Origin of the sequence: Phyllobacterium zundukense (assembly GCF_025452195.1) — a bacterium.
Classification (GTDB): domain Bacteria; phylum Pseudomonadota; class Alphaproteobacteria; order Rhizobiales; family Rhizobiaceae; genus Phyllobacterium; species Phyllobacterium zundukense_A.
In genome coordinates, this window is sequence record NZ_CP104973.1 from 2,493,935 (window position 1) to 2,514,930 (window position 20,996).

The 20,996-nt window shown below is 55.4% G+C and carries 20 protein-coding genes and 1 pseudogene; 6 read left to right on the forward strand and 15 right to left on the reverse strand.

Annotation, left to right across the window (positions count from 1 at the left end):
• Window positions 1-86 precede the first annotated feature (86 nt).
• Both N8E88_RS24610 and N8E88_RS24615 read left to right on the forward strand, forming a co-directional pair.
• Entirely contained in the window at window positions 87-2,603 is a 2,517-nt protein-coding gene (locus N8E88_RS24610) for a GcvT family protein (protein WP_262292881.1), read from the forward strand.
• 128 nt (window positions 2,604-2,731) lie between these two features.
• Entirely contained in the window at window positions 2,732-3,583 is an 852-nt protein-coding gene (locus N8E88_RS24615) for a DUF1194 domain-containing protein (RefSeq protein ID WP_410010611.1), read from the forward strand.
• A 1-nt stretch (window position 3,584) separates the two neighbouring features.
• Here N8E88_RS24615 and N8E88_RS24620 read toward each other — a convergent pair whose 3' ends face one another.
• Both N8E88_RS24620 and N8E88_RS24625 read right to left on the reverse strand, forming a co-directional pair.
• Window positions 3,585-4,583, reverse strand: a complete 999-nt coding sequence (locus tag N8E88_RS24620; RefSeq protein ID WP_112528712.1) for a GlxA family transcriptional regulator — start codon at window positions 4,581-4,583, stop codon at window positions 3,585-3,587.
• Between the two features lie 220 nt (window positions 4,584-4,803).
• Window positions 4,804-5,064 carry a hypothetical protein gene (locus N8E88_RS24625; protein WP_262292883.1) on the reverse strand — a complete coding sequence of 87 codons (261 nt, stop codon included), beginning with the start codon at window positions 5,062-5,064 and terminating at the stop codon, window positions 4,804-4,806.
• Window positions 5,065-5,203: 139 nt separating this feature from the next.
• Here N8E88_RS24625 and N8E88_RS24630 point away from each other — a divergent pair, with 139 nt between their 5' ends.
• Entirely contained in the window at window positions 5,204-6,112 is a 909-nt protein-coding gene (locus tag N8E88_RS24630; RefSeq protein WP_262292884.1) for a LysR family transcriptional regulator, read from the forward strand.
• A 140-nt stretch (window positions 6,113-6,252) separates the two neighbouring features.
• On the opposite strand, the pseudogene N8E88_RS24635 reads toward N8E88_RS24630, so the two are convergent.
• From N8E88_RS24635 to N8E88_RS24675, 9 genes and pseudogenes are all read right to left on the reverse strand, one after another.
• Window positions 6,253-6,974: pseudogene (locus N8E88_RS24635) on the reverse strand (copper homeostasis protein CutC).
• Complete coding sequence (locus N8E88_RS24640) at window positions 6,971-7,885, reverse strand: ROK family protein (RefSeq protein ID WP_262292885.1); 915 nt, start codon at window positions 7,883-7,885, stop codon at window positions 6,971-6,973. Before N8E88_RS24640 ends, N8E88_RS24635 begins: the two are co-directional and overlap by 4 nt.
• Window positions 7,886-7,947: 62 nt before the next feature.
• Window positions 7,948-9,975 carry an ASKHA domain-containing protein gene (locus tag N8E88_RS24645; protein ID WP_262295609.1) on the reverse strand — a complete coding sequence of 676 codons (2,028 nt, stop codon included), beginning with the start codon at window positions 9,973-9,975 and terminating at the stop codon, window positions 7,948-7,950.
• 142 nt (window positions 9,976-10,117) lie between these two features.
• A complete protein-coding gene (locus N8E88_RS24650) occupies window positions 10,118-11,080 on the reverse strand; it encodes a methyltetrahydrofolate cobalamin methyltransferase (RefSeq protein ID WP_262292886.1) in 963 nt (320 codons plus the stop codon).
• Window positions 11,081-11,090: 10 nt separating this feature from the next.
• Window positions 11,091-11,960: a methylenetetrahydrofolate reductase gene (locus N8E88_RS24655; RefSeq protein WP_262292887.1), complete on the reverse strand. Its 870-nt coding sequence runs from the start codon at window positions 11,958-11,960 to the stop codon at window positions 11,091-11,093.
• A 28-nt stretch (window positions 11,961-11,988) separates the two neighbouring features.
• A complete protein-coding gene (locus N8E88_RS24660) occupies window positions 11,989-12,291 on the reverse strand; it encodes a virulence factor (protein WP_114428715.1) in 303 nt (100 codons plus the stop codon).
• 122 nt (window positions 12,292-12,413) lie between these two features.
• On the reverse strand, window positions 12,414-13,085 hold the full coding sequence (locus N8E88_RS24665) for an exopolysaccharide biosynthesis protein (protein WP_262292888.1): 672 nt from the start codon (window positions 13,083-13,085) through the stop codon (window positions 12,414-12,416).
• Window positions 13,086-13,188: 103 nt separating this feature from the next.
• Window positions 13,189-13,734: a DUF4893 domain-containing protein gene (locus N8E88_RS24670; protein WP_315975253.1), complete on the reverse strand. Its 546-nt coding sequence runs from the start codon at window positions 13,732-13,734 to the stop codon at window positions 13,189-13,191.
• Between the two features lie 82 nt (window positions 13,735-13,816).
• Window positions 13,817-14,383, reverse strand: a complete 567-nt coding sequence (locus tag N8E88_RS24675) for a DUF1638 domain-containing protein (RefSeq protein ID WP_262292889.1) — start codon at window positions 14,381-14,383, stop codon at window positions 13,817-13,819.
• Between the two features lie 130 nt (window positions 14,384-14,513).
• On the opposite strand from N8E88_RS24675, the gene N8E88_RS24680 reads away from it, so the two are divergent.
• Window positions 14,514-14,669, forward strand: coding sequence for an entericidin domain-containing protein (locus tag N8E88_RS24680; protein ID WP_262295610.1), 156 nt, complete (start codon window positions 14,514-14,516; stop codon window positions 14,667-14,669).
• 89 nt (window positions 14,670-14,758) lie between these two features.
• On the opposite strand, the gene N8E88_RS24685 is transcribed toward N8E88_RS24680, so the two are convergent.
• On the reverse strand, window positions 14,759-15,457 hold the full coding sequence (locus N8E88_RS24685; RefSeq protein WP_262292890.1) for a cobalamin B12-binding domain-containing protein: 699 nt from the start codon (window positions 15,455-15,457) through the stop codon (window positions 14,759-14,761).
• A 360-nt stretch (window positions 15,458-15,817) separates the two neighbouring features.
• On the opposite strand from N8E88_RS24685, the gene N8E88_RS24690 reads away from it, so the two are divergent.
• Window positions 15,818-17,404 (forward strand): trimethylamine methyltransferase family protein, encoded by a 1,587-nt coding sequence (locus N8E88_RS24690; protein ID WP_262292891.1) that lies wholly within the window; start codon window positions 15,818-15,820, stop codon window positions 17,402-17,404.
• Window positions 17,405-17,900: 496 nt separating this feature from the next.
• Here N8E88_RS24690 and N8E88_RS31585 read toward each other — a convergent pair whose 3' ends face one another.
• Complete coding sequence (locus N8E88_RS31585; protein ID WP_315975254.1) at window positions 17,901-18,044, reverse strand: hypothetical protein; 144 nt, start codon at window positions 18,042-18,044, stop codon at window positions 17,901-17,903.
• 435 nt (window positions 18,045-18,479) lie between these two features.
• Between N8E88_RS31585 and N8E88_RS24700 the strand changes: the two genes are divergently transcribed.
• Window positions 18,480-18,920 carry a PadR family transcriptional regulator gene (locus tag N8E88_RS24700; protein ID WP_262292893.1) on the forward strand — a complete coding sequence of 147 codons (441 nt, stop codon included), beginning with the start codon at window positions 18,480-18,482 and terminating at the stop codon, window positions 18,918-18,920.
• A gap of 60 nt (window positions 18,921-18,980) precedes the next feature.
• Here N8E88_RS24700 and bmt read toward each other — a convergent pair whose 3' ends face one another.
• Together bmt and N8E88_RS24710 are read right to left on the reverse strand one after the other, a co-directional pair.
• Window positions 18,981-19,994 carry a betaine--homocysteine S-methyltransferase gene (gene bmt, locus N8E88_RS24705; RefSeq protein ID WP_262292894.1) on the reverse strand — a complete coding sequence of 338 codons (1,014 nt, stop codon included), beginning with the start codon at window positions 19,992-19,994 and terminating at the stop codon, window positions 18,981-18,983.
• A gap of 91 nt (window positions 19,995-20,085) precedes the next feature.
• Window positions 20,086-20,922 carry a helix-turn-helix domain-containing protein gene (locus N8E88_RS24710; protein WP_262292895.1) on the reverse strand — a complete coding sequence of 279 codons (837 nt, stop codon included), beginning with the start codon at window positions 20,920-20,922 and terminating at the stop codon, window positions 20,086-20,088.
• Window positions 20,923-20,996: the final 74 nt, after the last annotated feature.

The window sequence follows — 20,996 nt, forward strand, 5'->3', positions numbered from 1 at the left end:
CTTAGCGATGGACATACGAAACGCCATAGTGCAAAAAATTGTTGGAGCCGTTCCGGCCATCGATCGATACCAAAGGACAGAGTGAAATGAAGACTGAGGCGCGTGTTGTCGTTATCGGCGGTGGGGTAGTAGGTGTTTCGACACTCTATCATCTGGCCAAGAAGGGCTGGAGTGATGTTGTCCTGATCGAGCGCAAGGAACTGACATCCGGTTCAACGTGGCACGCTGCCGGTCTGCTGCCCTTGTTCAACATGAGCTATTCTGTTGGCCAGATTCACAAATATTCGGTCAAGTTCTATCAGGAACTGCAGGAAGAGACCGGCATGAATGTCGGCTTCACCAATTGCAGTAATATTCGCCTCGCTCGCACGCAGGATCGTTGGGACGAATATATGTATTATGCGGGAGTGGCCGAAACGATCGGCGTTCCGGTGAAACTCTTGACGCCCGAACAGGTCAAGGAGATATGGCCGCTTGCCGAGATGGACGGAATTATTGGCGCTATCCAACATCCGGAAGATGGCTATATCCAGCCGGCCGATCTGACGCAGGCGCTCGCCAAGGGTGCGCGCGATCTTGGTGCAACAATCTATCGCTATACGACCGTGCTTGGCATCGAACAATTGCCGTCCGGCCAATGGCTGGTAAAGACCGACAAGGGTGACATCACCGCGGAACATGTGGTGTCCGCAACCGGCAACTTTGCCCGCAAGACCGGAAAGATGGTCGGCCTCGATGTGCCGGTTATTCCCGTCGAGCATCAGTATATCGTGACCGAGCCGCACCCGGCAATTCTTGAGCGGAAGGCAAAAGGCTTGCCCGAAATGGGTGTTTTGCGCGAAAGCGACAGTTCCTGGTATATGCGCGAAGAAAATGGCGGCTTGCTGCTTGGACCATACGAGCGCGGAGCCCCCGTCTGCTACGTCGATGGCCCTTCGGATGCCAGCGAATATGAATTGTTCCAGGAAGACCTCGACCGCCTCGAACCGCATATCGAAACCGCGATTGCGCGTGTTCCGGCATTTGGTGAAGTCGGTATCAAGAAGGTTTATAATGGCGCCATCGCCTATACCCCCGATGGCTCGCCCATCATTGGACCTGCGCCACGCCTTAAAAACTTCTGGTTGAATGAAGGACACTCCTTTGGTGTCACCGCTGCCGGCGGTGCCGGCTGGCAGCTGGCCGAGTGGATCGTCGAGGGCGAACCCTCCATCGACATGATGGGCGTCGATCCGCGCCGCTTCGGTCCCTACGCGACCGAAGGTTACCTGAAAGAAAAGAATGAAGAGGCTTATGCCGAGGTTTTCTCGGTTCATTACCCAGACGAGGAGCGAGGTGCTGCCCGGCCCTTGAAGCGTTCGCCCTCCTATGATCGCCAGAAGCAACTCGGTGCCGTGTTCGGAACTGTTTATGGCTGGGAGCGCGCCAATTGGTTCGCACCGCAAGGTTACGGGCTCGACGTTGCCAAACTAGACAAGCCGGATGTGCTGATGAACCACAATCATCCGAAACCCGATGCTGACGGCAAGGTCGAGGAGCTCTGGTCGTTCCGGCGTTCCAACTATTTCGAACATGTCGGTCACGAGATCAAGAACGTGACGAACAATGTCGGACTTCTCGACATGTCGGCCTTTGCCAAGATGGAAGTGTCCGGACCGGGCGCCCGCGGCTGGCTTGACTCGATACTCGCCAACCGCATACCGAAAAAGCAGGGTCGCATCGCACTTTGCCATCTCTTGACCCCACTTGGCGGGGTTCGTTCGGAATTCACAGTCTATGAGTGGTCACCAGGAAAGTTCTATCTCGTCTCGGCGGGCGCTTACGAAAATCATGACCACGATTATCTGCACAAGCTGCTGCCGAATGATGGCTCGGTAGTCTTGCGTCCTATTACACAGATGTATGGCGTTCTCGTTCTGGCAGGACCCAAGAGCCGCCAGGTTCTGGAGAAACTAACGCGTGCCGATCTGTCCAACGAGGCGTTTCCGTGGCTTTCCGGCAAGGAAATCAGCGTCGGTACGGGGACAGCGCATGCGTTGCGGGTCAATTTCGTTGGCGAGCTCGGCTGGGAACTACACCATACAATTGAACAGCAGAACACTATCTATGATCTATTGCTCGAAGCTGGCGCTCAATTCGGTATCAAGCCCTTCGGTATCCGTGCAATGACAGCGATGGCGATAGAAAAGTCGTATCGCTTGATCCCCCGCGAATTGTCTATCGAGTACAATGCGTTTGAAAGCGGTCTCGATCGCTTCGTTCATCCCAACAAGGGAGAGTTCATCGGACGTGACGCTGTGGTCAAGGCGCGTGAAAATGGCTTGAAATGGAACTTCGTCACGCTGGAAGTGCATGTTCCAGGGATATCGGACGTCGATGCACGCGGCAGTGAACCGATATACGTGAATGGCGAACTGATTGGCCGGGCTACCCATGGAGGTTTTGGCTGGCGCCTGGGAAAAAGCATAGCGCTTGCGATGGTGAAGCCCGAGTACTCTGCTCTCGGCACTCAGGTCGAGATAAAGATATTGGGAAAAACACATAAAGCGACCGTGATTCTGGAATCGCCTTTCGATGCCGAAAATGAGCGCTTGAAGGCTTAAACCTGTTGAACACCGACCTTGAGAATGGCGCCAAAGGGCGCCATTCTTGCTTTAGCGCCTTGTTCAACAGAATGTGATCGCGCTGGAAGTGGCTTTGCGTTCCTGCGATTTGAGTTACACTTTAGTCTATGTCATCGCGAAGGACGGCTTTCAGCAGTTTTCTAACACTGGCGGCGTTATTGGCCAGTTCTCAAACGCATGCTCAAACAGCAGAGACCGATGTCGATGTCGAGCTGGTTTTGGCCGTCGACGCATCCCGATCCATGGAAACTTTCGAGCAGAAGATTCAACGCGATGGCTATGTCGCGGCGCTTCGGCGCAAGGACGTCGTCGATGCCATACGCGACGGTATTCACGGCCGTGTGGCCATTACTTATGTTGAGTGGGCTGGATCGAACGTACAACGAATTATCGTTCCCTGGACGTTGGTTGATGGCGCCGACTCTGCGGAAAAGCTTGCGGATGCGCTCGACCAGCCAATTCCCGCAACGCAAAGTCGTACATCGATCTCAGGGGCTATCGATTTTTCCAGTACCCTCTTTGACAACAATGGCTTCAAAGCCTCGCGAAGAGTTATCGATATTTCGGGCGATGGCGCGAACAACAATGGTCGCCCAGTAGCTGACGCTCGCGATCAGGCGATTGCCAAGGGCATTACGATCAACGGGTTGCCGTTGATGACACGTGGAGATTTCTACTCCGACTGGGCCGTGAAGGACCTCGATCTCTATTACAGCAGCTGCGTCATCGGCGGGCCGGGTGCTTTCATGGTCCCGGTCAATTCCTGGGATCAGTTTCCGGAGGCTGTGCGCCGGAAACTGGTGTTGGAATTGGCGGGCGATACTCCTACCACGCTGAAAGCAGATTGGCTGCCGTCACAGACGTTGCCGCTGATCCTGGCCCAGGACAAGCCGCAAATCGATTGCCTTTCAGGCGAGCGAATATGGCAGAGGCGGATGCAGGATTGGGAATCGAGATAAATTACGCTGCAATCAACTGCTTGCGATCGGCGCGTTCCTGCTGCGGAGAGCGTCCATAGAGTTCACGGTAGCATTTGGAAAAATGCGATGCCGACACAAATCCGCATGCAACCGCCACCTCCACGATGGGCATCGACGACTGAATCAGCAGGTGCCGGGCACGATCCAAGCGGATCTCCAGATAGTAGCGGGCTGGCGAGCGGCCCATTTCCTGGCGGAAGAGGCGCTCGATCTGGCGGCGTGAAAGGCCAACATGATCGGCAATCTCGATCAATGACAATGGCTCGGAAAGCCGCGCCTCCATCAATTCGATTATTGTCAGAACCTTGGAGTTTTGCACACCGAGTCGCGCGCGTAATGGCAGTCTCTGACGGTCGTGTGGGCTGCGTACGCGATCAGTCAGTGCCTGTTCACAGACACGATTGACGATATTGTCGCCGAAATCATCGCCGATGAGCTTGAGCATCATGTCCAGTGCGGCCGTACCGCCGGCGCAAGTGTAGATATTGCCGTCAACCTCGAACAGGTCAGCATACACATCAGCCTTTGGGAAGGCTTCAGCGAAACCTGGTAGATTCTCCCAATGGATCGCGCACCGCTTGCCAGATAGCAAGCCAGCCGCTGCTAGAATATGCGCTCCGGTGCACAGCCCGCCAACGGCGACGCCGCGGTTGAATTCTTCGCGAAGCCAGGCAAAGACTGATTTGTTGTGGAATTTTTCGACATGAATACCCGCGCACACAAAGACCATGGATGGTCTTTCTTCGCCAGTCAGGTACCGTCTCTCGTCTTCCAAGGATGTGTTCGCGGCGCATTCCACACCATTCGAGGCGGTGACCGGCTTCGCATCCACAGAGGCCAGACGCCAGCGATAGGCTTCATATCCAAGCATGCGATTTGCGATGCGCAGCGGTTCGATCGCTGTCGCAAATGCGATCATCGAAAAATTGGGCACGAGAAAGAAAACGAATGAGCGCTTATTGAGACCGATGTGATCCATGGTAATTCCAGGTTCCCGTATTTGGCTTTAAGGCCATGTCGCAACTGAAGTAATAGCTTCAACTTACGGGCGTGGTCTCGAGAGCTTTTTTGCAGATAGAACCATAGAATTATTCTAAATGGAAGGGCGATAACCTGTGTCGCAAAAGCGCAGGTATCACATATGATAAAAGGGAGCAGATAGACCGTTATCTGCTCCCTTGAGTTGGCTGCTTCATGATCTACGACCGTGAATTCTTTAGCTCATTGCATTCGCTGACTTGGCGCTCATAGAGGTCTGGCCAGCCGATGTCGCAACGCATGTTCTCCGGAAGTCCGTCAAGCGCCATTTCCGTAGCGCGCAAGCGGCGTTCCCGGATGAAAACTTCGTGTGTGGTTCTGATTCGCGCAACCACGTGAGTCGTGTACTCCGCGATATAGGCCGCAAGTCGTTCAGCGAAACTTCTTGTGTCGCTCTGATACAGGTTCTCGCAAGTGCTCATTTTCCTTCTCCTTTTTCAACAAGGGCATTGTTTTGCACGATGTCCTTTGATGAACTTGACTATCGCGCCAAGTTGATGTTCAATCAAACGAAATTATGAAACACTATGTTTCAGAAAAATTGATGAAGGAGAATGCGCCATGTCAGCCCCGATGCATCATCCCATTCCAATCCTCGACCTAGATGTATTGCGTACCTTTGCAATGATTGCGGAGACAGGCAGTTTTTCGAGCGCTGCAAATGCTGTGTTTCGTACCCCGTCGGCTGTTTCCATGCAGATCAAGAAGCTGGAGGAGACCTTGGGCCATGTGCTGCTCGAACGGGACGCGCGTTCGGTCAAACTGACACCAAGCGGCGAGGTTCTCCTTGGTTATGCAAGGCGCATGCTGGCGCTCAATCGCGAGACAGTGGCGAAATTTATAGCACCGACGGTTTCCGGCGTCGTTCGGCTCGGTGCGCCAGACGATATTGGCGAGCGGGTACTTCCGTTTGTCTTGAAGCGTTTTGCGGAATCTCACCCGGATGTAACCGTTGATGTGGTCATCGATCAAAGCAATAGTCTGCGCAAACGCCTTGACGAGCAACGTTTGGATGTCACCTTGGTCAATGTCAACGAGACCTTGGCCAAGATGGATGACATAGAAGTCCTCATGACTGAGGAGATCATCTGGGCCGGAGCCAAATGTGGGACGGCCCATGAGCGCACCCCACTGCCGCTTTCAATGTGGGAAGAGGGGTGCATCTGGCGCGCTAACGCGATCAGTGCGCTGGAAAGTGCGGGCCGTGAATATCGCGTTGCCTATATGAGCGCCCATACGATGGGCCAGCGTGCGGCAATCGTTGCGGATCTTGCCGTTGCACCTTTTTCGAAATTCCTTTTGGAGGACAACATGGTACAGCTCGGCGCCGAGCACGGTCTGCCACCACTCGGCGAATCCAGGCTCGGCATGCTCGTTGCGAAGAATGCAGGCGCTCATGTCAAAGCTGTCGCACAGCATCTGCGGGTTTATTTTGAGGGGTATGAGCGGACGGGCAAGCTTAGCTGCTAGAGACCTTTGCCAATCCATCCTGATGGTCATCTGATACGATTTTCTGCGCTTCCGATGCTCACGGACCAATGAGTCCGCTGCGCTTCGGTTCTCGAAAATCACACCAGCTCACTCATCAGGTTGAATTCTCAAAAGGTCTCTTATCTGCTAGCGCAATAATGTTTCAATGCCCTGACGAGCTCCAAACTCGTCTGCTTCTGTGATGCACTTTCGAAGCCGAGCCGCTTTGCCTCTTCGCTGAGCACGGGCGCGGTCGCGCCGCAAGATGAGTGGATTTCTTCAAGCGGAATGCGATTCCTCAAAGTATCGATATTGCCAATGTTCACACCGGAACCAGGCATGATCTTGATTCGGCGCGCAGCAAGTTCGAATGTCGCTTCCAGGTCGTCGATCCCGGCAAGCGCGGTCGATGACCGACCCGAAGTCAAGATCGCTCAAATCCGAGGTCGATTGCCATATTGACGGCCTCAGCAAGATCCGGGACAAGATCGAATGCGCGATGCAGTGTAACACCCAGACCGCTGCATTGTCTGATGAGGCGTTCAAGCGTCGTATAGTCCAGTTGGCCACTGGTGAGGTTGGCGCCGAAAACCACACCAGCAAGCCCAGCGGCGCGCATCACATCGATCTCGCGCAGCATTGCGTCAATGTCGGCTTCATCAAAAACGAAATTGCCCGGACGAGGACGGACCATGGCGTATATGGGGACCGGGGAGACAGAAGCCTGTCCAACCAGTCCCGATGTCGGCGTCAGCCCGCCCAGTTCCAGCGCTGAACAGAGTTCAATGCGGTCGGCTCCTCCCGCGATAGCCGCTGCCAATCCGGCGGGACTGTCGACACAGACTTCGAGCAGGATGCTCATTTTGCTATTTCCATCAACCCAAGAACGCCCGCACCGACGAGGCCGGGTTCAATCTTCAATTCCGCAGGAACAACCAGTGGTTTATCGGTTTTCCGCAGGATGCGTGCGCGAACTGCTCCATCCAGACGCTTGATGAGCTCTGCAGAATTGGCGAGCCCGCCGCCAACGGGTACGATAGACGCGCCAACGATGTTGATCGTCATCGCGAGCGGGCTGCTGACGATGTCGATATAGACTTCAATGGTGTGTTCAGCCGCTGCGTCGCCAGCATTCCACGCAGCTATAATCGCGGTACTTGGCAGATCAACGCCGTGCAAGTGAGCATGCAGTCTTTCCATGCCGCGCGCCGCGCCCACTGCATCAACACAACCAACCTGGCCGCAGCCGCAGACATAGCGCGGAATGGCAACGGGCGGATTACCTGCAAGCGTGGCGGATACCGGGCCGTGGCCCCATTCGCCAGCAAAGCCGCCAGCACCTTCGTGAATCTTGCCGTTGATAATTAGGCCACCGCCGACACCGGTGCCAAGGATGACACCGAATACAATGCGATGACCGCGTCCCGCACCAACAACAGCTTCAGATAACGCAAAGCAATCGGCATCATTGGCGACGAGCACGGGCCTTTGTAGCTTCTCGCTCAGATCGGCAACCAATGTACGGCCATGAATGCAGGGAATATTGGCGCAAGTGATCTTGCCCGTATCGGAATCAACAACCCCCGCGATTGAAACCGATATCAAGCTTTTGGCGTCAGCGCCGCCATCAGCTGCGATCTTTTCGATAGCCGATGCGAACGCATCAAAATCGTCCAGCGGCGTCGGGATTTTTGGGAGTGGTCTTATATCTTCGGGTGAGTAGGCGATTGCGCCTTTGATGGCGGAACCGCCAATGTCAAAGCAGGCTATCATGGCAAGCTGTTTCCGGAATCAATCATGGATTTGTGATAGCGGAAATTGACTGCAGGACAAAGTTATTCGCGGTTGCGCCGTGCCGCACGTTCCTCGCGCGACCGCCGGCGTGGCGCCGCATCGCCGGCAACGCCATCCTCGCTGACATTCTTGCGCGGCGGCAGCGCCACTGCCTGCGACAGTTTTGGAAAGGGGTCAATCTTGTTAGGCAGCGCCATGGCATTCACGAACAGCTGCTGGAAGTTCGGCTCCAGCGCAGTCTCGATCTTCTCAATAAGGGCGACTTCCCTTTCAATCTCGCGACGATGGTTGCGGTTGAGCAGTGTCATTAGTGCGCCCGTGCCGGCCGCATTGCCCACAGCCTTCACTTCGGACAACTCGCAGTCGGGAATGAGGCCGAGCACCATGGCATATTTCGGATCGATGAAAGAGCCGAAGGCGCCTGCAAAACGAATTGTGTCCACCGTCTCGACGCCCTGCTTTTCCATCAGAAGCTTCACGCCGGCATAAAGGGCCGCCTTGGCGAGTTGAATGGCGCGGATGTCGTTCTGTGTGACTGTAATGCGCGGCTCGCCGTCACGCAGGAGGTAAGAGAAGGTACGGCCGTTAGCCATGATGCGCGGGCTACGCTCAGCCATCGTTCCATCAATGACGCCGTCTTCAGAAATGATGCCTGCAAGATACATCTCCGCGACCACCTCGATGATCGCCGAGCCGCAGATCCCGGTGACCCCGATCGTTTTGGCGGCCTCCTGAAAGCCGTCCTCGTCGGACCACTTGTCGACTCCGATCACACGGAACTTCGGCTCGAGGGTCTGCGGGTCGATGCGCACGCGCTCGATCGCGCCCGGGGCAGCGCGTTGTCCTGACGAAATTTCGGCGCCTTCAAAGGCTGGGCCGGTTGGCGAGGATGCGGCGACCACTCGGGTGCTATTGCCAAGCACAATCTCGGCGTTGGTGCCGACGTCAACGAGCAGCATCATCTTGTCCTGCCGGTAAGGCCCCTCTGATAGCGTGGCACCCGCTGCGTCGGCGCCGACATGGCCGGCTATGCAGGGGAGCATATAGAGGCGCGCGCCCTGGGCGACCTCGATGTCGATCTCGTGCGCCCAGTACTGCAGCGGTCCAGAGACGGCAAGTGCGAACGGTGCCTGACCGAGCTCAGTCGGATCGATGCCGAGGAACAGGTGATGCATGATCGGATTGCCGACGAAGACACAATCGAAAATATCGTGCCGGTCGACATTGCCTTCCGCACAGACCTTGCCGATGAGCTTGTTGACTGCCTCGCGGACGGCCTTGGTCATCGCCTCGCGCCCGTCGGGATTCATCATCACATAGGAGACGCGACTCATCAGGTCTTCGCCAAAGCGGATTTGCGGGTTCGATGTGCCAGAGGACGCGACGATGCGGCCAGACAGCAGCGAAACCAGATGCATAGCGATGGTTGTCGAGCCGATGTCGCATGCTATGCCGTAGGCCTCGTTCTTCAGACCTGGGTACAAACCGATGATGAAGGGCCGCGAGGAATCCATGTCACGGTGGATGGCGGCGGTCACGCCCCAGTTGCCCTTCCGCAAAATGCCCTGAACCTGGGGGATCAGATGCGGTGCGATGAGCAGGTCCTTCCAGCCCCAGTCTTTTTCCAGCACGGCTTTCAGGCGGTCGAGATCGCCCAGCGGTTTGTGCATATCGGGTTCCTCGACCTCGACATAGCAAAGCTGGACGGCCGCATTGCGCTCGATAATACGGTCGGTGGCGGCTTTGCGGACCACCTGCGCGTTGACCTGGACATCCTGGGGTACATCAACGACGAGATCGCCCTGTATCGTGGCGGAACAGGAGAGACGGCGCCCTTCGGGCAGGCCGCGCACCCGGTCATAACGATCTTCCTTCGGACCTCTGGGGGAAATGTGGTCCAGCGAGGAGACGATCTTGTGCTTGGCGAAACTGCCTTCCTGGACTTCCACCTGGCAGCGTCCACAGGTTGCTCGGCCGCCGCAGACGCTCTCAACGTATACGCCCAGGGTGCGTGCGGCCTCCAAAATGGGTGTACCAACGGCGAAACGTCCGCGTTTACCCGATGGCATGAAGAGAACGAGCGCTTCCTTTGCCGACGCCTCTGGTGCTTTGACGGGTGCGTTCACGATCGATACTCCAAAACTTTCAGGCGAGGGGCAGTTTAGTTGCCTCCCGCCTTTCTATGCTGGTCAGTTTGCGTAACGCAAATCGTCAGCCTGCGGCGCCGCGCCGCGCCTCGCGTCCGCCACGTCGACGCCCACCGCCAGCCGAATCTACGGGGACGGACACAGCAGGTGCCGCTCCTGCTGCTGCCGGCTGGTGGTCGCGGTATTTCTTGATCCAGTAGGTGCAATTGGCGTCTGTACCGTTGAGAACATTAGCGGCATGAACGGCTTCCATTTCCTGCGGACGGCAAGGATTCATGATCGCCGAGGTCATGCCCGCACCAATCACCATAGGAATGAACCCGGCATTGATGCCGTGACGATGGGGCAGGCCGAAGGAAATGTTCGACAGGCCGCAGGTGGTGTTAACCTTCAATTCTTCGCGCAGACGGCGTAGCAGAGCGAAAACCTGACGACCGGCATCACCAAGCGCACCGATCGGCATGACCAGTGGATCGACCACGATGTCATGGGCCGGGATGCCGAAATCGGCGGCGCGCTCTACGATCTTCTTGGCAACGGCGAAACGAACGTCCGGATCCATGGAAATGCCGGTCTCGTCGTTCGAAATGGCAACGACCGGAACATTGTACTTCTTGATGAGCGGGAGAATGGCTTCGAGCTTCTCCTCTTCACCCGTCACGGAATTGACCAGCGGACGGCCCTTGGCGACTTTCAATGCCGCCTCGATGGCAGCGCTTACCGAACTGTCGATCGACAAGGGGACATCGACCAGATTCTGCACGATTTCAAGCGTCTGAACAAGAAGGCCCGGCTCCGTCGCGTTGGGATCCACCGCAGTGACACCCGCGTTGACGTCCAGCATCGTCGCGCCAGCGGCGACCTGCTCTAAAGCATCCTTAATGACTGTATCGAAATTGCCCATGATCATTTCGGCGGCCAGCTTCTTACGCCCGGTCGGATTGATTCGCTCGCCGATGACGCAGAAAGGCTGATCAAATCCGATGATTATTTCTCTGGTTGCCGAAGCAACGATCGTACGGGTCATTCAAGGATCCTTAATTCGCGACTGCGTTTGTAGAATAGTGTACGGTATTCAAATTCCATGAGCCGCGATCGACAAGCCATTCAGACGACTTCTTCAATCCACCGAACGGGAAGATGTGAATTTGCTTGATGGCAGATGTCGGATTAGCCAAAATGTGTTGTTCGATGGGGCCAACAACACCTTCCGGTGAATGACTAGTGGCGAGCGCTGTCAGCGACAGCGCATTCTTCTTCAGGAAGCTGATCGAATTGCCGACACCGCACATGGCTGCATATTTGATCAGCGTCGTAATCTTGGCAGGGCCAGCAACACCGAGATGCACGGGAAGGTCGACGCCATGTTGGCGCAACGATTCCGAATAGCGAATGAAGCGGTCGGCATCGAAACCGAACTGGGTAACGACTCGCAGCTTGGCACCGGTACGTTCGCCGAAGTCTTTCTTCAAACGCAGCGCTTCAATAGCGACGGCCTCGGAAAACTCCGGGCTGCCTTCGGGATGGCCGGCAACGCCCATTTCGGTGATGCCGTATTTGTCGAAGAAACCAGTCTCCAACACCTCCATCGTCGAGGAGAACTCACCGGCCTGACGCTCGAGGCCGCCACCAATAACGAGAACGTCGGTCACGCCAGCTTCTTGTGCGGCTCGGCGAACACGAGTTTCGAGTGCTGCTTTCGTCGTCAGACGGCGTGAAGCGAAATGCGGGACCGGCTTATAACCAAGCTCATGAATGCGCTTTGCCGCAGATGTCAGCGTATCCACGCTGTCGGTGCCCATGTCTGTGATGTAGACGCGGGTACCTGCCGGGAACAAACCAGGCAAATCCTGGGATTCGATAGCCTGGCGAGCCGCGACTTCAATAGATGCTGTGATCTTGGTCATTTGATCCTGCTGCGACTTCGCTTTGAATTCATGAATGCTCATGTCCACCTGCCTTTACGAGCGCCACAAGGCGTTCCCGATCATATTCATTGTCAATACGGGCGAGGGCGCTATCCGCCTCGGTCTCCAGATCATCACTCACAGGCACCGGAGTGCCGCGGCGCCATTCCGCCAGATAGGTATCGGAGTCTTTCGCACCAATACGCATCGCGCACATGTCGATGGCCTCGGTGAAACGAATCGGAAGCTCGCGCTTGGCTGCCTGGCGTCCCTTTTTGACGGTCACTTGAGCGGGAATATCCCGCCAATAAACGACAATGAGATCAGCCATGCAATTCATCCTCCGATGACGACCCTTTTGCCGGAAAATCAGGGGCTAAGCTTGCTATCTCACGACGCGTGCGCACTCAAATGCGACGCGCATCATTGGTGTTTTTGCGACAGGGATTCGGTTCAGAAAGGCCAGTAGGTTGCGGCATAGGCAAGCAAGTTCGCGGCAACGAAGGCAAAGCCCGTGACGATGCCGATCGAGACGACACCGAGTATCAGTCCGCCCAACATCAATCTGCCGTCACGCTCGCAGAGTGCGATGCCGATAATTGCGGTAGCGAGAGCGGGCAGCCAGTTGGATAGCGGCATTGGCAGAACTACAGACAGACCAAGAATGGTGGTAAACGCACCAAGCCAGCGATCACCCTGTTTGCGGCCAAACGGCCAATTGCGCGGCCGGATAAACTTTTCCAGCCATTCCAGCCACGGAACGACTTTGGCGGATATCAAGCGGAACCGGTCAGGGGAAATGGTTTTCGTTCGCATGAAAGTTGGAAGCCAAACCGATTCACGCCCCATCACCATTTGAACGGATACGAGCACAAGCGGAATACCGGTGATAACCCCGGTACCTGGTGGAAGCGGGATAAGATTCAAAATGGCAAAAAATGTAAGGAGCGCGGCAAAACTGCGATCTGTAAACGCTTCTTCGAGTTCGTCGAAAGACACCGGAGTCGTTGCACCAAGCGACAAGTCCCTGAAGACCTGCGAAAGCGGGCGCGGATCATTGTCCGGCGTCAAAGGTCGAGCCACGCGGTCGGGCTTCTTTCTTTCTTCTACGTCGATTGCGGCCATAGTCTCGTCTTTGTTTACATTTTGGCGCATATGGCGCGAGGTCGATGACATTGCAATGACGAAAATACCTCAACGCTGCAGTTCGAGTATGTCCATTAGCGATTCACGGTCCGGCGCAGGGAACTCGATTCTGAAACTCCTTGTTTCCTGTGCGATATGCATACCCTACCTGATCAACGTCGGGACCTGAACCATAGTTCCTGGGCTTTTCACCCGCGACAAAGCCGACACCAAGATAGGTCAGGCGGTTGTCGCTCTCTGTATAAAAGCGTCCCTTCGTGCGTTGTGAACCGCTCGTCTTTTCCAGCACCCAGCCCGACCCATCGTCCGTGACACGGCATTTGAACCAGCTATAGATTACCAGCGGCGGTTCGTTGCCAAGCTTTGCCGTTCGGCATTTCCATTCGCCAGTGATGTCGAAATCTTCACTGAAGGACAGGTGGGGCTTGGCCAAGATTCCCTCCAACCATTTTACGTCGGTTGGAGGCGCGCCTTTGTTTGCTTCATCGACAGCCGTGCCCATCGTCTCTTGATATTTGTCGAGCTTCGCTTGATCAAGCTTTGTGATAATCCGCGTTATCGCACCATCTGCTTGAGCGACAGTTGTGCAAGCAATAAGGATAATCGTGGCGAACCCAGCGCGAAGCATAGTGAATTGATACCTGTTTCGATTTGGTATTCAGGCGCACAGACGAAGAAGTCGTTCATCTGATGGCGATCACGAAGAGAAACTAGTCGGGAGCCGCAGCCGAGGTCAAGGCGGGAACGAGATCACCATAACCCGTCAGTCGCCGCTCGTAAGTAAGGCCAAGAAAAGCTGCCGCTCGCTCGGCCTTTGCGCTCAACTTGGGATCGTCAGTCTGCGCCATATAGATCATCTTGGTGTAGTTGCCAAAATACATGTCGCGCAATTCCGGGTGCCGGTCGAGTCCCAACGGCTTGACCATGAACGCTTCGAAATGGCGGGCGAGGAAATCCGTCATGAAAAACGACGTCATGTCGTCGTCCCACTGTGAGGAGAAGGCTTCATTGCCGACATAGAACGAAAAGCAATGCGGGCCGGCGATACGTTCGACGCCATGTTTCTCACAGACGCGATCAAGCATGCCACCTGTACCGCAGTCTGCATAGCCGACAAATATGCGTGTGATGCCTTCTGCTTTGGCTTTGACGATTGCGCGATCGACGGATGGCGCAATCTTGTCCGGATAGTGATGATAAATCGCGGGGAGGCACTTGAGGTCAATATGATCGAGACCAAATTGTTCACGTATCGCGAGGATTTCGCGCGCGATCATCCCACAAGCAATGACCCGCACGATCTCTGGTGATCTCGTTGACTTTTGGCTTGCATTCATGGAACTGATCTTGCTCTATCGCGTTGTTCCAGCGTTGAATTTAATTTTAGCACAACGGGAGATACCGTCCATGAAACTATCACACATCGCTCCAATTGCCATTGTATTTGCAGTTGTTGCAGTTAGCGGCTGTGCGAATACTATTCGCGGCATGGGCCAAGATACGGCCAATACGGTCAATGCAACCCAGAGCGCTGGTCATCGCGTGGCAAAGTCAGCCAATTAATTAACGCTTAGGGCCGTCCGGGCCTCAGCCGTTTATTGATTTATTGCTAACAAAACGGTCGCACGTTCGTGCGGCCGTTTTGCATGCCATCAGGCTCCCGAAAGCTGATTGTGCTTGCGTTTCATGTAGGCCTTGGCCGTCTCAACGGCAACCGCAGCATCGCGGCAATAAGCGTCGGCGCCGACTGCCTTGCCGAACTCTTCATTCAGAGGTGCGCCGCCTACCAGAACAACATAATCGTCACGGATGCCCTTTTCCTTCATCGTGTCGATCACGACTTTCATGTAGGGCATGGTGGTTGTCAGCAATGCGGACATGCCGAGAATATCGGGCTTGTGTTCTTCGATCGCCGCCAGATACTTTTCGACCGGATTGTTGATACCAAGGTCGATGACATCGAAGCCGGCACCTTCCATCATCATACCGACCAGATTTTTGCCGATGTCATGAATATCACCCTTGACGGTACCGATGACGAGCTTGCCCTGCTTCGGAGCCCCGGTCGCAGCAAGGAGAGGGCGCAGGATAAACATGCCCGCCTTCATCGCGTTGGCTGAGAGCAGCACTTCAGGTACGAAGAGAATGCCGTCCCGGAAGTCTTCGCCAACGATGCGCATGCCCTCGACCAGAGCTTCGGTCAGAACCTTGTAGGGCACCCAACCGCGTTCAAGCAGAATGTTGGTGCCTTCCTCGATTTCTTCCTTCAGGCCGTCATAAAGATCGTCATGCATTTGCTCGACGAGTTCATCGTCAGAAAGCTCCGAAAGAATGATTTCATCATCGGCCATTTTTATGCTTCCTCTCAAGCGTTATGCAATGTCACTAACATAACTGGTGTTTCTTTAACATATCGGGCAAGTTGCTGAAAACGCATCGCTTAAATGCGACCTAGTAAATGACGAAAACGACCGGCTAGTGGTCCGATTCTAACATTCGCCAGCAATCTCAAAGTCCTAGCGGAACTTTTGGATTTGACTTTCGCTTCAGAAGCTGATGGCTCCAAGGCGTGCGAATGTCAAATCCGCTTCACTAGTTGTCTCCGATGCGCCACCCGGTGCCGCACACGGAAACGCTCTTGCCGGTGTCGCGTTTAGATTTGACCTGCTCAAGAAGAAGTCTGCGCTTGTGAAGCGCTGAGGAGATAGAAAATGGTTGAGGAAACGTCAGTTGATGCACCTGCAGAAGCGGAAACAGGCAGTGGACGTCGTGGCCGCGGCGCTGGCGCGGGTGCAGCTGCACGTCGTGCTGCGCGTTCGGGTGGTGGTCCTGGTAAATCGCTAACCTATATTACGCGCAAGATACGCACCTTCGAAGTATTGGACGAAGAAGGTTTGGCGATAATTGAGGCGAACGCCGATACGGTGCTGGAGGAGATCGGCATCGAGTTCCGCGATGATGCGGAAGCGCTCGCACTGTGGAAAGAAGCCGGTGCGGACGTCAAGGGCGAGCGGGTGCATTTCCCCAAGGGGCTGCCGCGTTCTCTTCTAAAGACTGCTCCGCCGATCTACACGCAGCACGCGCGCAACCCGGAGCGCTCCGTCCAGATTGGCGGCGATGCTACCGTTTTTGCCCCGGTCTACGGCCCGCCTTTCGTTCGCGATCTCGAGGGCGTTCGCCGCTACGCGACGATCGAGGACTTCAATAATTTCGTCAAGCTGGCTTATATGGCGCCGTCTATTCATCATTCCGGCGGTACGGTATGCGAACCGGTCGATGTGCCCGTCAACAAACGCCATCTTGATATGGTCTACGCCCACATCAAATATTCCGACAAACCTTTCATGGGATCCGTCACCGCGCCTGAACGTGCCGAAGATACGATCTCCATGTGCAAGCTGGTGTTCGGTGAGGACTATCTCGACCAGAACACTGTTTTGACGAGCCTGATCAATGCGAATTCTCCCATGGTATTCGACGAAACGATGTTGGGCGCATTGAAGGTCTATGCGCGCAACAATCAGGCTTGCATCGTCACGCCGTTCATTCTTGCCGGCGCCATGAGCCCGGTAACAGTGGCAGGTACGCTCACACAGGTCCTGGCAGAGGTTCTTGCGGGTGCGTCTTTCACCCAACTGATCCGGCCAGGCGCTCCCGTAATTTTCGGGACCTTTGCATCGTCGATCTCCATGCAATCAGGTGCGCCGACCTTTGGCACGCCCGAACCCTCACTGGTTTCTTATGGTGCAGCGCAGCTGGCACGCCGCTGCGGATTGCCGTTCCGCACGGGCGGTTCTCTCTGTGCTTCCAAGGTTTCCGATGCTCAGGCAGCTTATGAGAGCGCGAATACATTGAATTCGACGCTTCTTGCCGGAACGAATTTCGTGCTGCATGGGGCGGGCTGGCTCGAAGGCGGCCTGGTATCTTCCTATGAAAAATTCATGATGGATATCGACCAGCTTGGCATGGCCCAGAAGATTGCCCAAGGGGTCGATTTATCCGAGAATGGCCAGGCAATGGATGCTATCCGGCAAGTTGGTCCCGGCAGCCACTATCTTGGTTGCGACCACACGCAGGCGAACTTCCAAACAGCATTCTATCGCTCGAACATTGCAGATAACAATTCGTATGAGCAATGGCTGGCGGAAGGCGAAAAACGTGCGGATCAGCGCGCCAATGAACTTGCTCGCCGTTGGCTGGAAACATACGAGGCGCCTTATCTCGACCCGGCCATCGACGATTCGCTCAAGGAGTTCATCGCCAAGAAAAAGGCGTCCATGCCCGACGCATTCACGTGAAAGAAGCCCGAAGACGGCCGGGCTAAAGTGGCCGATCTGATCCACCACGAAGTCTGGGCCTCTGCTGTAAAGGGTTCAGATGCGGGGTGACTTTGCAGCATCGATACCGGATCAAATCGCCGCCGCGCTGGAGCCATATGGTTTGGTCCCGCGCGGCGGTTTTGTTTTCGACGAAGAGAACGCCCTTTCGCCCTTGATTCAAGGGACGCATTTTCGAAGCGTTGTCTTGGTTGGGTACTTCGGATCGGCCATTTGGCCGCATTTCACGCGGTGGTGGCAAGACCATCGGGATTCCCAGGATCCGCTCGATCAATGGTCCAAGGATGTTCTTACTGCCGTTGCAACGAGATTCGGTGCAATAGCCGTGTTTCCCTCTGATCGGCCCTATCTGCCGTTTCAGCAATGGGGGATGCGCGCTGAGGGACTGCGCCCTTCTCCACTCGGAATACTAATCCATCCACAATACGGGCTTTGGCAGGCCTTTCGCGGGGCGCTGCTATTCGATCGCGCGATCGATTTTGCTAGCGGTGGTCCGCAACGTCATCCCTGTGACGATTGCCAGGACAAGCCGTGCCTTTCGGCCTGTCCAGTGAATGCCTTTTCCGATGGTGGATATGATGTCGTCCGTTGTCGTTCCCATCTTGCTTCCGGAGAGGGGAATGAGTGCCTGAGCGGCGGTTGTTTGGCGCGCCGTGCCTGTCCTGCGGGACACGAGTATGCTTACAGCGCACCGCAGATGCGTTTCCATATGAAGGCCTTTGCGAGGGGCTGACGTACATCTCCAATAAAGAAATATAAAAGCAAAATCATGCGTTTAGGCGGGACTCTCGTTAAAAGATATATCTTTGACTTGATTAAAGATATATCTTTGTAGATATAACTCATGAAAGATATAACTAGGAGATATTCCATGTACGGTCATTGCAAAAATCATCACAACCATGGCGGCGATCACTGGTCGCGCGTTGAATCAATGTCAGGTTCGCAAGAGGGCGGCGGCCGCTTTAGCGGACGCGGTCGCGGAGGTCCATTTGGGCGGCACCGAGGCGGTCCATTTGGCGGGCGTGGCCCACGCATGTTTGATCCAGGCGCATTGCGTCTTGTCGTCCTCGGTTTGATCGCGGAAGAGCCGCGTCACGGCTACGACGTCATCAAGGCTCTTGAAGCGAGATTCCAGGGGGCCTACAGCCCGAGTGCCGGTGCGATTTACCCGATGTTGCAGATGATGGAGGAAACCGATCTTGTCACCTCCACGACCACCGGCAACAAGCGGCTCTATACGATTACGGATCAGGGGCTTGCCTATCTCGACGAGAACCGGGCGGAGCTAGACAAGATCAACGGCCAACTCGACAGCGCTTCAGGCGAGATACACAATGCTGCTCTGGGCGAGGAGATGCATGCATTGAGCTTCGCGCTTCGCTCGAAACTCCGCAGTGGTTCGCTCACGGCTGAGAAGGCCGAGGAGCTGCGCAATATCCTGAAGAGGGTTCGCCGCGAGATCGAGGACCTCTGAGGTCTAAAAGACTGTGCCAAAAACCAGCGGGTGAAACCGCTGGTTCTACGTCCGAATTATTTATGCACGCCGTCCGCGGCGTTCCCGCTTCGGCATGTCGTCAGCGTGAGCTGCGAGCTTGTTGCGCATTGGTCCGATGGTCTCGACGATTGTCTCGACAGAAGGGCGCGCGCCATGCGTGTGACTGTCGAGTGCTTTGCGCATTGCCGCCAGATGCTCGAATGATGTGCCACAGCAGCCGCCAATAATCTTTGCGCCGCCATTGATTGCTAGATGGGCGTAGTCGGCCATCAGCTCTGGAGTGCCGGAATAGAAGATTTCGGCGCCACGAAATTCCGGTATGCCGCAGTTGCCTTTGATAACGATCGTTGCAGAAGGATCGGCTTCGCTCATGTCGAGGAGAGACGCCAAAATATCCGACGCACCGACGCCGCAATTGGCGCCAACCGCGACTGGACGTTGCGCGAGTCCGTCGACTACAGCGTGGATGTCCTTCGGCGGCAGGCCCATCATGGTTTTGCCCGCCGTATCGAATGATCCCGTATACACGTAGGGGAGACCGACTTTGACCGCTGCCTCTGCAGCCGCGCGTATTTCGCCCGGAGCTGACATCGTCTCGATCCAGGCTACGTCCACGCCGCCAGCCTTCAAGCCTTCCAGCTGTTCGGTGAAAGCCGCGACCGCATCTTCTTCGGTCAAGGCGCCGAGCGGTACTAGCAGTTCGCCTGTCGGGCCGACGGAACCTGCAACAATGACCTTGCGGTCTGCCTTGTCAGCGACGCTGCGTGCAAGCTCGGCGGCTTTCTTGTTGAGTTCGAATACACGATCCTGCGCATGATGGAGTTTCAGACGATGGCGTGTGCCACCGAAGGAATTGGTCAGGATGATGTCAGCTCCGGCATCGACAAACCCTTGATGTAACGCAATGATCTTCTCGGGTTGCACTTCATTCCAGAGTTCCGGAGCTTCGCCAGCTTCGAGCCCGGTTGCAAAAAGGTTTGTGCCTGTTGCACCATCGGCCAGTAAAACGCCCTTCTCGGCGATGAGATCAGCAAGTGGGTTTGCAATGGTCATGGCGCATGTTCCCTTTGGATAAGCTAGATAACCATATAAGGAAGTCTTTATATGTGGTCAATAATCATTTGCGACAAGGCCTGCCGCATGGTCAACTGACCTTCAGCGATGAAATGTATCCAGCCACTTCGTGAGCATTGACTTTGGCAACGCGGATAAGTCCGTCGAAATGCCGTTGCATGGTCAGGACGGCCTCTGTTGTGTACAGGACGAGATACATTTCCCCGACAAATATAGCGGCGCGGTAGGGGCCAAAGACGGTATAGGGGACAGAGAAACGCTCGCGTCCGTCGAAGAGATAGAGCCGAAATGACGGATAAAGCTCATCGATCAATTCGGCCATGTGATTGAGCTGTTCGAGACGGACCTTGCGCGAGAGATCACTCCAGATGCTGCAACCTGAAGCGAAGTCTCTTAGCGTCTGGAAGGGCATACAGACTTCCATGTCGGTGCCCGGCTGGCGATTATAGTCAAGCCGGAATGCAGTCTCGCTCAACTGGGCTGCGGGGTCGCGGTGGACCATGGAGGTCTCGTAAGCAACGACAGCTTGTGTCCGTAACAAGTCCGGGATGCGCGCGGGGACGTAACGAATTTTGCTGCCAGTTGCCTCTGCATGCCATTTAACGAGGAGCGTGCGTTCGAAGTTATCCGAACCTTCTTCGATTTCCATACTTGGGCGAAGTTCGCCTGTAATGCCCTCATCCTGGCTCAATCCCAAAAGCCAATCGAGCGACACGGCGTGGCGCTCGGCAATGTTGAGCAACGTCTCAACGCGCGGCAGCCTGGTAGACACGCCCGACAGCAGTTGTGACAAGGCTGAACGGTCAATACCAACCGATGCAGCAAAGGCTGATTGGTTTTCGCCACTTCGGACAAGGAGACTTTTGATGCGCTCCTGGAACAGACGAGAAAGGTCGCGTTTATCCATGTTCGCACCACATTGTTTATAATGCACAACAAATGCGCTATTTGGTGCGCAGAATCAACACTTACTCACAAAAA